Here is a 13,959-nt window from a genome sequence, read left to right as displayed (position 1 = left end):
GTTTCATCCTGAATATTATAAACCGAGACAAACAACTTCCCTTTTGCTGGTGGCAAATGGGTTAAGTCACGATAACTTTGTGCGCGAGGCAAAAGTGTAGGTTTGGCAGCTTCTTTAGGTGGCGCGGTTAAACAACCACTTAATAAACACACTGCTACGATGAGAAGTAAACGCTGCATGATGTTTATCCTTAAATACTTTTTGATTATGTAATTTCGACTAGAAGTCAGCGGTATTATTTTGTAAACCTGCAACTTCAATGGTCGATGTTTTCCCTGTTTTACGGTCAGTTACATTTAACCGTAGCTGCCCGTCAGTGTTAGCAATGTCGACGATAAAATCATTTGTAACCATGCGACCTGGTTTGCCAGTATTAATATTGGTTAGCAAACCACCAAGCAGTTGTGACTGTATTGCTTGAGTAAAGTTGTCCAGCGCTGTCGGTGTTTCGATTCCGAAATCATCGTCGAAACTGGGATCTGTATACGAGTTCTGAGCTTGTGCTTCATTAAGTAAAAAAGACCCATTATTGGGGTTGCCGCCAAAGTTAGGGTTCGTAAACTGAAAAGTCATATTGCCCCCCCAGGAAAAAGGGGATATCAGCAGTAAAGAAATAACTGCATGAGTGATACGCATGACAGCCTCCTAAAATTCGTCGCTAGTTAAGTCACCGGTACTCAACAATGTCTTGTCAATTTGACGGCGATTAATCGCTTCTGCGGTTTGGACCAGTGCGATATTGACGTTACGGTCAAAATCACGTTTAGAGGGGAATAAGAACGACTGAAAGATGACATCCTGATCAACCGTAATGGTTATCCAGCTTCCCCAACGGGCACTAGGACGCTCATTGATGGTTAAGTTGCCTGTAAAACTGCTTTCCCACTTATCACTAAAGGCACGATAAAACTCATGCCCCACCGAAGAAACGGTATGATCCGTTAATAATCCAGGCACCTCAACTTCAACGGCGCGAACGCCGTTGGAGGTGCAGACTAATATAGACGCTAGCAGTAAAGCAGTTTTTAATTTCATCGCTTTATCGCCTGAGGTTATCATTAGCCCAGGAAACTGCCTGAGTGCGATTTTTTACAGATATCTTTTTGAAAAGGTTGTAGAGATGTGTTTTTACCGTGTTTTCACTTATAAATAGCGACTGAGCGATTTCGATATTCGAAGCCCCAATACGCAATTTATTAAGTATTTCCTTTTCACGGTGAGTCAGAAGGGATGACTCGACGTTATTGAAACGATAGTTCCCTGAGTGATTAATAAGGTAGCTTGCTAATTTTTGAGAGAAATAGCATTCTCCCTCCATGACACCACGAATACCTTCAACCACTCGTGGTTCTTCCTCAGACATGTAGAACACACCATTAATGTGTGGCCAGTTTTCAATGTCACGGAATTGATACTCTTCCGGGGTATTGAGTAACAGCAATTTTATGCTGTTATGTTTACGGCTCAAATTATCTTGCCAATAGTTAATCAGCTTTTTATCGGCTTCAACCATATCAAAAAGCACCACCAAATTACCCACGACATCTTCAAGAGAGCGTTGAATATTATGGAGTTTTCCATTGATAGCGAGTGAAGACTTTAGATGCTGTAATAACGCAGTAGCTTGTAGCGAGGGTTTAGTGATCAACAATAACGTTTGAGCATTTAACGCCTGGCTATTCATTGTATGGACTTCATTAAACATGATGAAACTCCATCCGAGTTTGCGCGTCAATCAGCTGAATTAACATAAAGTTAATTCCCCAGAGGTACTGATAGATGCTGCACTGCTGTGTATGAAATAAATGTAACACTGTCAAATAACGCTAAGTTGCGTCCTGACTTAATGTGTTAAACAAAATGTTACTGCTCGTTTCAATCTAGCGGGTACTAATCTTAAAGCAAGTGTTAAAGCTGTTACTAAATGTAACTGCAGATATTAAAATGTTGCAGAGGGTTTTTTTTGTTATTTAGATTTAATGCAAAAGTTGTACATTAATTATAAATTGCATAATTTTAAAAGTCATACAAAACAACTTATGTTGTTGAATTATAAGTAATCATATGCTTTTTGTTTATGTTTTTTTTGTCTTAACATATGTAAATAGTGAATGTTACATTCCGCAGAATGCTTCCTGTTAAGAAAAGTCAGCTTCGTGACAATACCCCGTTAAAAATTACCTGGCATACTGTGAACAACCCAACCAGACGGTAAAGTAAGGCGTGCTAGTCGGTGATTTTAAAACATTGCAGGCTAATTAAAATGATCAATTTTGAACCCTTTGTTGTATTTGGTTTTTTCTATCAAACTCATGCTTTGTAATGAGTGGAAATATAAAAATACAACGGGTGGGTGAGATATTTTAAATGTATCGCCACACATACTCAGTTCCGTAACGCAGAGATAACTTTTCATCGTTAGCGTTAACAACAGTCAGCGTGTGAATTTTGCAGATGTATTTAGTAGAGGTATTACTACCCAGGGTGACAGCATGAAGAACAGATCGTTATTTGTGATGTTAGCATTGTTGGGTGCGCCTGGTTATGTTATTGCGAGTAATCCTGATCTTGCAAAATCTGAATATAACTTTGCGATGAATGAATTAAGTAGATCATCGTTAAATCAGGCAGCAATCGTTGGTCAATATGGAAGCAATAATAATGCTAATGTTGACCAAAATGGAACCCGGCAAGTAGCGCTGGTCTCTCAGACAGGGTCTGGTAACAAAGCTAACGTCGACCAATCAGGGAGTTATAACCTTGCTTATATTGCGCAATCAGGCTACGGCAATGATGCAGATATACAGCAAACGTCATTTGGTAATGCTGCTCTTATTATTCAGCAAGGCTCGGCTAATAAGGCAAGTATTATTCAACACGGCACACAGAAATCGGCAGTTGTTATACAGAAACAGTCTCAAATGGCGGTACGCGTTACTCAACGCTAACACAGCTATTTAGGCTTACATTCTCAATACGATGGGGGCTTTACCATGAACTTTTTTAAAATCGCAGCATTAGCAGCAGTGGTTGTTTCAGGTAGCGCAATGGCTTCAGTAATCCCACAATTTGGCGATCATGGTCACGGAAATGGTCACGGTCACGGTAATACTTCCGGTCCGGAGTCTACATTGAAAGTGTACCAGCAAGGTGTAGGTAACAGTGTTACTGCACTGCAAGCTGATGCGAGAAAATCGACTGTTGATATCACACAACGGGGCTCAAGAAATGGCGCTGATGTTGGTCAAGGTGCTGACGATGCAACCGTCACACTTCTGCAATCTGGTACGGCCAACCAAGCCGTTATTGATCAATGGGGTGCTGAAAGCTCCACTATTGACGTGACCCAACGTGGCTGGCGCAACGGTGCGAATGTGAATCAAACTGCTGCCGATTCTAGTATTGAACTGACTCAAGTTGGTTTTAACAACTACTCCAATCTTAGCCAGTACTAATAGTATTGATGAGCTATAAAAAACAGGGCATAGGCCCTGTTTTTATTTTTATAGTGGAAGAGGGAAGAAAGATGCACACGTTATTATTGCTTGCCGCACTCAGTAATCAACTCATCTTTGATACCCAGCAACAAGGGGACATCTACACTATTGTGCCTGTGGCGACCTTAACCCAGAACTGCCAATGTACTTTCAAACTGACCGCATTACGTTCTGGCTCTAATGGGCAATCGAATAGCAGTCAAAGCAGTCATGTTTATATCAAGGCTAATGAACCCGCCAAACTTTCACGTTTGAGCCTCAATATCTCTCCTGGTGACAGCGTGACGATTACTGTCACTGTGACGGATGGAAAAGATATTCATCTGGAAAAACAGTGGGCATCACCGGGGAGTGTTTAATTAATATCTCGGCTATGTAGATCTTTTTTCTTCTCTATACCAAGGTTAACTATGTAGTTCTGACCCTCTTGTACCGATAACCCTCATATCAACTCGTTGAGGAATCCCTGTCGTGAAAACACCAATCGTAAGATGTTCAATGCTTTTACCTCTGTTTGCTCTGTTTTTCCCTGTGCTTAACGCCCAAGCCAGCGACGGCGTGATTCACTTCCAGGGTGCGATTGTCGAAGGACCCTGTCATTTATCTTCGCAAGAACAATCTGTAGCGTTCACTTGTGAACGAAATGGAAAGCCAGTCGTGCAAACAGTCGCATTCAATCAACTCAATAATTTCAAGCCTGACAGCGATGTTCCGCTAACCACTCACATCCATTATCTTGATGCTCAGCATAAACTTGCCGTTCTGGAAGTGACCTACCGTTAAAATCATAGGCCTGCATTACGCGGGCCTACAGTTAAATTTCAAGGATTTATTTCACAGACTTTTTTGTTACAATTCGCCGCTGCTGGATAATTAATGGTGCGCTAAATATCATCAACTTAAGAAAAAACTCATAAAATTAGGACTTATTTTATAGTCGGCATGGCCCCCAGGATTTATATCTATCGGGCAATTTAGATGAATACGGGTATTGAGCATGAAGTTAGCGTTTAACATTGTCGACTGGCAGGCTAACGCCCCGGGTTTATCTGAAACCGAGGACTGGCTGGCATGGAGTAAAACCACTGCCGACTTTAATACCTCAGCGCTACTGGCCAAAAGCCGCTATTTACCGATGATGACGGCGCGTCGTCTGGCATCAGGTAGCCGCCTCGCCGTTGACTGCGCACTGGGAATATTGTCCCGACAGTCAGTCGATGCACTGGTTTTCGCCAGCCGCCACGGTGAACTGGAGCGAAATTTCAGAATTTTGACCGCACTTGCTGAGCAAGAAAGCCTCTCGCCCACTGATTTTGCCATGTCGGTACACAACTCAGCGGTAGGTAACACCACCATTGCGGCGAAACAAGCACTGGTTTCTTCATCTGTTTGCGCCGGGTATGACTCTTTCGCACAGGCATTAATCGAAGTGGCTTCGTTGCATCATGCTGGCTATCATCGCGTGCTGCTGGTGGATTTCGATGGCCTGATACCTGAGTTTTACTTGCCGCATCTTGCTGATGAAACGCTCAATATGCCATTTGCCGTCGCGCTATTGCTGGAAAGTGGCCAGCAAATGCTGTGTGAAACTGCGCCTTGCGAGGTAACCGGGGCGCGTGTTTTACCGCAAGGGCTGGCATTTTTACATGGCTGGCTGAGTGATGAGCCGACTTTCACCCTTGCAGGTGAGCGTCTTCGCTGGTTCTGGAGTCGCCATTAATGTGGGGACGCTTGAAATGGGGCTGGCGCGTGCTTATGACCGGCGGGTTATTTGTTTTATTTGGTAGCGGCGGCCTGATGCTTTCGCTGGTTTGGTTTAATTTACTGTTATTATTTGTGCGTGATGATGGCAAACGCCGTGAAATTGCGCGCCGTAGCATTGCCGCCAGCTTCCGGTTATTTTTACGCATCGGACGCGGCCTTGGCGTGTTCGATTACCGCTTTGAAAACTGTGAACAACTGCGCAATGACCGGGGATGTTTGATTGTTGCCAACCACCCGACGTTGCTCGATTACGTGTTTATTGCGTCCCAGGCTCCGCATATTGGCTGCCTTGTGAAAGCAAGCCTGGTGAACAATCCCTGTTTTCGTGGTGTGATTCGTGCAGCGGATTACCTGATCAACAGCCAGGGCGAAACGTTACTCCCTGAAAGCCAGAAGCGCCTGGCGGCAGGGGAGACGATACTGATTTTCCCGGAAGGTACGCGTACGCGCCCTGGGGAACCGCTGGTTATCCAACGCGGTGCGGCCAATATTGCCGTGCGCAGTGGGTGTGAGTTGCGCCTGGTGCATATTCACAGCGATCAGCGCTATCTGGATAAACACAGCCGCTGGTATCAGATCCCAAAGCGCAAACCGATGATTACCGTGAGTGTCAAACAGCGGATCGATAGCCAGTGCTTTATGGCAAATCTCGACGATGCCCCTGCGTTAGCGGCGCGTCGTCTTAGCCAATATTTAAGTCAGGAGTTGGTGCCTGATTCTCGTAAAAAGCCTATACAGTAGGCTCTAACACTCGGATGGTTATATGGAATCCTTAGAGACCGATATTAAACAACTCATCATCGATACGTTGAATCTGGAAGAGATAAGCGTTGATGAGATTGAAAGTGAGGCCGCATTATTTGGCCATGACGGCCTGGGTCTTGATTCCATTGACGCACTGGAATTAGGACTGGCGGTTAAAAAACGATATGGTGTGGTGTTATCCGCCGAAAACGAAGCGATGCGCGAACATTTTTATTCTGTCGCCAATCTCGCCGCATTTATTAAAAGTCAAAACCCTGCGCACAGCGCCTGATTGAAACCACGAGTACGCTATGAATAAAGAAGATATTTATCAGGAAGTCACCGGGTTACTGGTTAAGCTGTTTGAACTCTCTCCTGAACAAATCACCCCACAATCTCGTCTGTACGAGGATTTGGACCTGGACAGTATCGATGCGGTAGATATGGTGGTTCATCTACAAAAGCGCAGCGGTAAAAAAATCAAACCGGAAGATTTTAAATCAGTGCGCACGGTACAGGATGTTGTAGACGCGGTTGAGCGTTTGCATAGCGAGTCTTAAAGCGTGCGGGTAAAACGAGCACTGACTGTCGCCGGAGGGCTGGCCGTAATAGGTTGGCCCTTTGCCGTCTGGTTAGTCATCACCTGGCCAAAATTACACATTTTACTGCCAATACTTGCGCTGTGCTTTGTGCTGCGCTTAGGTGCTTTGCGTGGAAAAACCGGTGCCCTAAGCCGAGCTTTTAAGGGCCTGGCGCTGGCCGGTGCGATATTATCAATCGCCAGTATCTGGATGCGTGAAGCCCAATTACTACTGTGGTATCCGGTGGTCGTCAATGCGGTGATGCTGACATTGTTTGGTACCTCCCTGTTTACGCGGATGTCACTCATTGAGCGCCTGGCACGTTGGCGCGAAGGGGATCTTCCACCTGCGGGGGTCCGTTACACGCGTCAGGTCACTCAAGTCTGGTGCCTGTTCTTTATTTTTAACGGCAGTGTCTCATTATGGACGTGCCTTGCGGGCAACATTCATTGGTGGACTCTGTGGAATGGAATGGCAAGCTACCTGTTGATGGGGGCGTTATTTGCTGGCGAATGGCTGGTACGACTGCGAGTGAAACGCCGCTATGAATAGTCCGTTAACGCTTGCAAAGTGGTTGAGCACAGACCGTCATCCGCAACACGTGGTGGCGTTTGCCGGGAAGCAATGCTTCACACAGACCGATTTAATTAAAGACGTGCAGCGTATTTATGGTTGGTTGCAAAACCAGCCCGGTCAGCGCTGGGCGCTCTGTTTTGACAACAGCTACGATTTTATTGTCGCACTCTTAGCGACGCTGCACGCCGGGAAAACGCCGGTTTTACCGGGTCATAGCCGCGAAGCTCAACTGCGTGAACAGCAGAACCATTTTTGCGGTGTGATTAGCGATACCCCGCTAAATCTCAGCTGCCCGGTGCTTAATCCACAAACGCTGGTCTATCCCCGATCTACGCCGTTTGAACCGATTCCCGAGGACGCGGGCGTGGTGTTCTTTACCTCTGGATCGACGGGCGAACCGGCACAAATCTATAAAACGCTGCGTGCGCTGGATGAAGAAGTCGCCTGGCTGGCGGCGTTGTGGGGTGAGAGCCTGCGCGATTGCCGCGTGGTGGGGTCGGTGTCGCACCAGCACCTTTATGGTTTCACCTTCCGAGTGATGTTGCCAATGGCGCTCGGCTTGGTGTGCGATGCAGCGATGATTCATTTCCCGGAGCAATTAGCGGCACATACGGCGCATCCATTACTGTTTATCAGCAGCCCGGCATTTTTAAAACGGCTTGATATGAATCTCACCGCACCGGTCTTCAAACAGGTGATTTCCGCTGCCGGAAAACTCGAAGACGACACGGCACAACAAGCGCTGAGATGGCTTAAAACACCCGTATCCGAAATTTACGGCACCACCGAAACTGGCGTGCTGGCGTGGCGTGAACATGGGCAGCCAGCCCCAGATTGGCAAGCCTTCCCGGCGGTGCGATTTACCCAACACGACGATGGCTGGCATGTGGAATCCCCGTTGATTCATCAAGGCCACGGGCAACTCGATGATATTCTCGAACTTACTGCACCAGGACGTTTTCGTTTAATGGGCCGACGCGATCGTGTGGTTAAAATCGAAGAAAAACGTATCTCGCTGAGTGAAATTGAACGTCGATTACTGGCATTACCCGGCATTGAAGATGTAGCCGTGCTCCCCGTTACACGGGGTAACCGCATCGCACTTGGCGCCGTGGTGGTGGCTCCAAATGCGGATGGTGCCTGCAAGCAACAGTGGCGAGAAGCCCTCAGTGCCTGGCTTGAGCCGCTCGCCATACCGCGCTTTTGGCGCATCGTCGAGCGTATCCCGCTCAATAGTCAGAGCAAGCGTGCGTGGGCGCAATTACAGGAGTTATTTGATGAAACCCGTTGAGTTACAGCGTTCGCAACCTGAAGCGGGCAAATTGTGTTTGCGGCTGGCGGTTCCGGCAACATTAGGTTGGTTTGCGGGGCATTTCCCCACGCAACCGGTCTTACCGGGTGTCGCGCAACTCGATTGGGTGATGGCCTACGGTGCAGAACTCGCACCCGATATGCGCTTTAGTGCCATTGATAACGTTAAATTCCAGCGCCCGATTGTTCCGCAAACCGAACTGGAACTGAATTTGCACTGGGATGCGACACGCAGCGTGCTGAGTTTTTCCTACACTTTGTTGACCGAACAAGGTGGCATTCCGGCCAGCAGCGGTAAGATTAAACTATGTCAGTAACTGCTAAGGCGTGGTCTGTCACTGCTAAGGCGTTGCCTGTAACGGCCACGGTTTTTCACCCTTGTGTCGTGATCCCTTGCTATAACCATGGCGCGACGATGTCGGCGGTGCTGGCACGCCTGCAACCATTTGGTCTGCCGTGCATTATTGTTGATGACGGCAGTGACCCCGTCACCAAACAGCAACTGACACAATTAACCGATGTCACGCTTATCCAACTGGAAACCAACCAGGGAAAGGGTGAGGCGGTGATTACCGGGCTTAAAGCCGCGGCGCAGGCGGGCTTTAGCCACGCAATACAGCTGGATGCCGACGGGCAGCACTGCATCGAAGATGTGCCGCGTTTTTTAGCACAAGCGCAAGCACATCCAGAATGCCTGATTTCCGGCATGCCGGAGTACGACGAATCCGTACCTAAATCGCGCCTTTACGGGCGTTATGTCACCCACGTTTGGGTGTGGATTGAAACGCTTTCGTTGTCACTGAAAGACAGCATGTGCGGCTTCCGTGTCTATCCGCTAGCGGCAACCCTTGGGACTCTCGCTCAATATCGTCCCGGTAAGCGGATGGATTTCGATACCGAAATCATGGTGAGATTGTATTGGGCAGGAACCGACAGCCGGTTTTTGCGCACCCGCGTGATTTATCCACAAGGTGGCGTCTCGCATTTTGATGCGCTCCACGACAACCTGCGCATCTCCTGGATGCACACCAAACTGTTTTTTGGCATGTTGCCGCGCATTCCAGCACTCCTCACGCGAGGTCGCCAAAGCACCCATTGGGCGCAAATCCCCGAGCGCAAAGGGTTGGCGGGAATGCGCTTGATGCTCAACATTTACCAGCGTTTAGGGCGCCGTGCATTCAATGCCTTGCTCTATCCGGTGGTGGCGTGGATGTGGTTGACTGGAAGCTCGCAACGCAAAGCATCTCAACAATGGCTAGAACGCGTCAGGCAGCAGGCAGAACGCCTGCAAATAACCTTGCCGGAAGGGCTAAACAGCTATCGCCATTTCTTCCGTTTTGGTGATGCGATGCTCAATAAAATCGCGGCCTGGCGGGGTGATATTATCTGGGGACGCGACATTGAATTCGCACCCGGCAGCCGCGAAGTTTTACAGCCGCAGGCCGGGCAGGGGAAGCTCATCCTTGCCGCTCATCTCGGTGACATTGAAGCTAGCCGCGCACTGGCGCAGGTTGAAGCCGGGCTTATTATTAATGCTCTGGTGTTTACCGACAACGCCCAACGTTTTCGCCAGATTATCGAAGAGATTGCCCCGCAAGCGGCAGTGAATTTGATCCCCGTGAGCCATATTGGGCCGCAGACGGCGATGCTATTACAAGACAAGCTGGATGCGGGTGAATGGGTGGCCATTGTCGGCGACCGGATTGCGGTAAATGCCCAGCGCAGCGGGGAAAGGCGCGTCTGCTGGAGTTCGTTTATGGGCAGCCCGGCCCCGTTCCCACAAGGCCCGTTTATCCTGGCTGCCGCATTACGATGCCCAGTCATTCTTATGATGGTGCTACGTGAGCAGGGAAAACTGCGCATTCATGCAGAAAATTTTGCTGACCCGCTGCTGCTACCGCGCGCCACAAGGCAACAGGCGCTACAAGAAGTCATTGATCAATACGCGCAGCGTCTGGAAGTTTACGCGCTGCGTTCGCCGCTCGATTGGTTTAATTTTTATGATTTCTGGCAACTAGACCCTAAATAATTCGCGCAGCATCGCGGCGGCAAGAGTCCGAGTCCCTGGAAGCTTACAATGAGTCAGTGACCAGGGTGAGAACACGCAGCCAACAAAGAGGAAGCGAGAAGTATGACGGGTATACCACCAGGAAAGGAGTTCGGATGTTAAATAACCCACGTTTTTCCGTGGAGATCAGCATCAAAGTCCCCTTCCATGATGTCGATGCGATGGGTGTGGTGTGGCACGGTAACTATTTCCGTTACTTCGAAGTGGCGCGTGAGGCGTTGCTCGGCCAATTTGATTATGGCTATCGGGCGATGCAAGCGTCCGGTTACGTTTGGCCCATAGTCGACACCCGAGTGAAGTACCGTGACGTGGTAAAATTTGAACAGCAGATTCTGGTACGAGCCACGGTACTGGAGTACGAAAACCGCCTGAAAATCGGCTATGAAATTATCGATGCGCAAAGTGGCAAACGCACCACTACGGGTTACACCATTCAGGTTGCTGTTTCGGCAACAAGTGGAGAACTGTGTTTTGTCTCCCCTCCAATACTTTTTGCACGCATGGGCTTGAGTCATGAATAAGATTATTTTGATGGGCTTGCTGTTTATCAGCTTTACGGCGAGCGCAATCACACTCGATGACGTGCAACGCATTTTTGCGTCACAGCCTGTGGTACGGGCTAAATTCCAACAAGAGCGGCAAATTAGCGGAATGTCGCAACCGCTCCATTCCAGTGGTGAAGTGCTTATCGCGAAAAGCAAAGGTTTGTGGTGGCAGCAACAGCATCCCTTCCCGATGACGCTGGTACTTGATGACAGCCATATGGTTCAAGTGATGGGCAGCCAGGCACCGCAAATCATCACGGCGGATAGCAACCCACAAATGTTCCAGTTCAACCATTTGTTGCGGGCGTTATTCCAGGCTGACCGCAAAGTGCTCGATGAAAACTTCTCGACGGTCTTTACCGACCAGGGCAAAGGTCAATGGCAACTGGTCTTAACGCCGACGACCACGCCGCTCGATAAGCTGTTTAGCACTATCACGTTGCAGGGCGATAAGTACCTTAAACGCATCGAACTGAACGATTTGCAGGGCGATTACACCGAAATCACCTTTAGTAACCACCGACCGAATCCACGAAAACTCACTCATGAAGAGCAGCAGCGCTTCGCTTTCTGACGTGCATCGTCGCCTGGCGTGGGGTTGGCTTGCGATAGTCGCCCTGCTTGTGGTGTTGCTCGCAACCTTGCTACCCAAGGCACGGCTCGACAGCAGCGTGTTGTCGTTGCTGCCTGCCAGTAGTCTGGGCAAAGTCCCCCCGCAAATTGAGAACGGTTTTCTGCAACGTCTCGACAGGCAGATGATGTGGATGGTCAGCCCCGGTAACACGCCGGATACCGCTGCCGCGCAGTGGTGGCAATCACAACTGCAACAGCAGGCTTTCCTGCAAGATGTACAAGGGCCGATGGATACCCGGAGCCAGCACGCGTGGGGGAAATTCTACTTCGATTACCGTAATGGCCTGGTGGATAACCAGACCCGCAGTCGTTTGCAAAACGGCGGTGAAGCCCAGGCGCAGTGGGTTTTATCGCAACTCTATTCAGCGTTTTCTGGTGTCAGCGGGAAAGAAATAACCCACGATCCCTTAATGCTGGTACGCGGTTCGCAACTGGCGTTGCAACAAACTGCCAGCCAAATGAGGTTACAGAACGGCTGGCTGGTGGCGCGGGATAAACAGGGGCGTTACTGGTATTTATTGCATGGAGAACTCAAAGGTTCTTCATTTGATATGCAGCAAGGGCGTGCGGCAGTTGAGCAATTGCGGACGTTACAACAAAACCTGAAACAACACTTCCCGCAGGCGCAGGTGATGTCGCGCGGCACCTTGTTCTACAGCGATTATGCCAGCCAGCAGGCAAAGCACGATGTTTCAACATTGGGGCTTGCGACGGTGATTGGCGTGTTGTTGTTGGTGTTGCTGGTGTTTCGTTCGGTGCGGCCATTATTGTTATGTGCCACATCCGTTGCCATCGGGGCGCTGGCAGGAGTGGCAATCACGCTGCTGTGTTTTGGCGAGCTGCATCTGATGACGTTGGTGATGAGCATGAGCATCGTGGGTGTTTCGGCAGATTACACGCTCTATTACCTCACCGAACGCATGGTACATGGCACGCAAAACACGCCAGTCGCCAGTTTACACAAAGTGCTTCCCACCTTGCTGCTGGCGTTAGCCACCACGGCTATTGCCTATTTGATCATGATCCTCGCGCCATTCCCTGGCATTCGCCAGCTCGCGGTGTTTGCCGCCAGTGGATTAATCGCCTCGTGCCTGACGGTGGTGTGCTGGTATCCCTTCGCGGTACGCGGTTTACCCGTCAGGCCAGTGCCTTGCAGCAGGTTGCTTAATGGCTGGTTGAATGCCTGGCAAAACAATAAAGCGGTGCGTTTTGGTGTGCCGCTTACGCTGTTGCTCATCAGTCTGGCAGGGCTTACTTCATTAAAAATCAATGATGATATCGCCAGTTTCCAGGCATTACCGCAGGATCTGGTGCGTGAAGAGCAGGCCATTACTGCGCTGACCGGGCAGGGGATGGATCAGAAATGGTTTGTGGTTTACGGCGACACGGCTGAGCAGACTTTGCAACGACTCGAAAAACTGGCTCCTGTTCTGGTAAATGCACAAAAGAATCAGCTTATCGACAGTTATCGATTGATCCCGCTCGCCTCTCTTGAACAGCAACAGGCAGATTTGCGATTGCTGCGTGAAGCTGCGCCGATTTTACAAAAGCGCCTTGCCGAAAGCGGGATTACCGTCAATGCACCTAATCTACAACCCATGGCGGTGACGCCGGATCTCTGGCAAGAAAGTGTCATTAGCCGTGGCTGGCGCTTGATGTGGCTGTCTTTGCCGGACGGTAAAAGTGGCGCACTGGTGCCGGTGAGCGGTGTTCACGATAGCGCAGCACTGGCGACGCTTACGGCAAAACTGCCGGGAGTCAGTTGGGTGGACAGAAAAGTCATGTTTAATGAGTTGTTCAGCCATTTCCGTAGCTTATTAGCGGGACTATTGGCGGCTGCCGTGCTGGTGATTACGCTGAGTTATGTGCTGCGATTAGGGGTAAAACGCGGCTTGCTGAATGTGGTGCCTTCACTGTTATCCCTTGGCGGTGGCCTCGCCGCACTGGCGTTTAGCGACCATGCACTGAATCTGTTTTCGTTATTAGCGTTGGTGTTGGTGCTGGGCATTGGCATTAATTACACCCTGTTCTTTAGTAATCCGCGTGGCACACCGTTGACGTCATTGCTTGCCATCAGCGTGGCCTTGCTGACCACACTTTTCACCTTAGGCATGCTGGTCTTTAGCCAGACTCAAGCCATCGCAAGTTTTGGCATTGTCTTGAGCTGCGGGATCTTCTGCGCATTTTTAACCGCGCCATTAGCCTTACCCCCATCCACCCAAGGAAAGGGAAAGAGATAA

At 49.3% G+C, this 13,959-nt stretch carries 18 protein-coding genes and 1 pseudogene; 15 read left to right on the top strand and 4 right to left on the bottom strand.

Annotation, left to right across the window (positions count from 1 at the left end; all coding sequences use genetic code 11):
• The 4 genes and pseudogenes from VJY99_RS08735 to csgD form a co-directional block, all read right to left on the bottom strand.
• Positions 1–179: pseudogene (locus VJY99_RS08735) on the bottom strand (curli production assembly/transport protein CsgG); the annotation flags it as partial.
• A 40-nt stretch (positions 180–219) separates the two neighbouring features.
• A complete protein-coding gene (csgF, locus tag VJY99_RS08730) occupies positions 220–636 on the bottom strand; it encodes a curli production assembly/transport protein CsgF (protein WP_324117660.1) in 417 nt (138 codons plus the stop codon).
• Positions 637–645: 9 nt separating this feature from the next.
• Complete coding sequence (csgE, locus tag VJY99_RS08725; RefSeq protein WP_324117659.1) at positions 646–1,035, bottom strand: curli production assembly/transport protein CsgE; 390 nt, start codon at positions 1,033–1,035, stop codon at positions 646–648.
• Positions 1,036–1,039: 4 nt separating this feature from the next.
• On the bottom strand, positions 1,040–1,705 hold the full coding sequence (gene csgD / locus VJY99_RS08720; RefSeq protein WP_324117658.1) for a biofilm master transcriptional regulator CsgD: 666 nt from the start codon (positions 1,703–1,705) through the stop codon (positions 1,040–1,042).
• 787 nt (positions 1,706–2,492) lie between these two features.
• On the opposite strand from csgD, the gene csgB reads away from it, so the two are divergent.
• The 15 genes from csgB (at position 2,493) to VJY99_RS08645 (ending at position 13,959) form a co-directional block, all read left to right on the top strand.
• The gene (gene csgB / locus VJY99_RS08715; RefSeq protein WP_324117657.1) at positions 2,493–2,948 is read left to right on the top strand and encodes a curli minor subunit CsgB; all 456 of its coding nucleotides are present in this window, start codon (positions 2,493–2,495) and stop codon (positions 2,946–2,948) included.
• A 45-nt stretch (positions 2,949–2,993) separates the two neighbouring features.
• A complete protein-coding gene (gene csgA, locus VJY99_RS08710) occupies positions 2,994–3,455 on the top strand; it encodes a curli major subunit CsgA (protein WP_324117656.1) in 462 nt (153 codons plus the stop codon).
• Between the two features lie 71 nt (positions 3,456–3,526).
• The gene (csgC, locus tag VJY99_RS08705; RefSeq protein ID WP_324117655.1) at positions 3,527–3,856 is read left to right on the top strand and encodes a curli assembly chaperone CsgC; all 330 of its coding nucleotides are present in this window, start codon (positions 3,527–3,529) and stop codon (positions 3,854–3,856) included.
• A gap of 139 nt (positions 3,857–3,995) precedes the next feature.
• Complete coding sequence (locus tag VJY99_RS08700; RefSeq protein ID WP_324117654.1) at positions 3,996–4,280, top strand: hypothetical protein; 285 nt, start codon at positions 3,996–3,998, stop codon at positions 4,278–4,280.
• A gap of 214 nt (positions 4,281–4,494) precedes the next feature.
• Complete coding sequence (locus tag VJY99_RS08695) at positions 4,495–5,217, top strand: beta-ketoacyl synthase chain length factor (RefSeq protein WP_324117653.1); 723 nt, start codon at positions 4,495–4,497, stop codon at positions 5,215–5,217.
• The gene (locus VJY99_RS08690) at positions 5,217–6,002 is read left to right on the top strand and encodes a lysophospholipid acyltransferase family protein (RefSeq protein WP_324117652.1); all 786 of its coding nucleotides are present in this window, start codon (positions 5,217–5,219) and stop codon (positions 6,000–6,002) included. Before VJY99_RS08695 ends, VJY99_RS08690 begins: the two co-directional genes overlap by 1 nt.
• 22 nt (positions 6,003–6,024) lie before the next feature.
• Positions 6,025–6,297, top strand: coding sequence for a phosphopantetheine-binding protein (locus VJY99_RS08685; protein ID WP_324117651.1), 273 nt, complete (start codon positions 6,025–6,027; stop codon positions 6,295–6,297).
• A gap of 19 nt (positions 6,298–6,316) precedes the next feature.
• Positions 6,317–6,565 carry an acyl carrier protein gene (locus VJY99_RS08680; protein WP_324117650.1) on the top strand — a complete coding sequence of 83 codons (249 nt, stop codon included), beginning with the start codon at positions 6,317–6,319 and terminating at the stop codon, positions 6,563–6,565.
• A gap of 3 nt (positions 6,566–6,568) precedes the next feature.
• Positions 6,569–7,138 carry a hypothetical protein gene (locus VJY99_RS08675; protein WP_324117649.1) on the top strand — a complete coding sequence of 190 codons (570 nt, stop codon included), beginning with the start codon at positions 6,569–6,571 and terminating at the stop codon, positions 7,136–7,138.
• Entirely contained in the window at positions 7,131–8,453 is a 1,323-nt protein-coding gene (locus VJY99_RS08670) for an AMP-binding protein (RefSeq protein ID WP_324117648.1), read from the top strand. Before VJY99_RS08675 ends, VJY99_RS08670 begins: the two co-directional genes overlap by 8 nt.
• Positions 8,440–8,790, top strand: a complete 351-nt coding sequence (locus VJY99_RS08665; protein ID WP_324117647.1) for a hydroxymyristoyl-ACP dehydratase — start codon at positions 8,440–8,442, stop codon at positions 8,788–8,790. Before VJY99_RS08670 ends, VJY99_RS08665 begins: the two co-directional genes overlap by 14 nt.
• Positions 8,781–10,502 (top strand): glycosyltransferase family 2 protein, encoded by a 1,722-nt coding sequence (locus VJY99_RS08660; protein WP_324117646.1) that lies wholly within the window; start codon positions 8,781–8,783, stop codon positions 10,500–10,502. The genes VJY99_RS08665 and VJY99_RS08660 overlap by 10 nt, the downstream gene beginning before the upstream one ends.
• A 134-nt stretch (positions 10,503–10,636) precedes the next feature.
• Complete coding sequence (locus tag VJY99_RS08655; protein WP_324117645.1) at positions 10,637–11,062, top strand: thioesterase family protein; 426 nt, start codon at positions 10,637–10,639, stop codon at positions 11,060–11,062.
• Positions 11,055–11,660, top strand: a complete 606-nt coding sequence (locus tag VJY99_RS08650) for an outer membrane lipoprotein carrier protein LolA (protein ID WP_324117644.1) — start codon at positions 11,055–11,057, stop codon at positions 11,658–11,660. The genes VJY99_RS08655 and VJY99_RS08650 overlap by 8 nt, the downstream gene beginning before the upstream one ends.
• Complete coding sequence (locus VJY99_RS08645) at positions 11,632–13,959, top strand: MMPL family transporter (RefSeq protein WP_324117643.1); 2,328 nt, start codon at positions 11,632–11,634, stop codon at positions 13,957–13,959. Before VJY99_RS08650 ends, VJY99_RS08645 begins: the two co-directional genes overlap by 29 nt.

It is taken from the genome of Buttiauxella sp. (genome assembly GCF_035271705.1).
GTDB lineage: Bacteria > Pseudomonadota > Gammaproteobacteria > Enterobacterales > Enterobacteriaceae > Buttiauxella.
The sequence above is the reverse complement of the archived record's forward strand: the minus strand, read 5'-3'. Positions and strand labels throughout refer to the sequence as shown.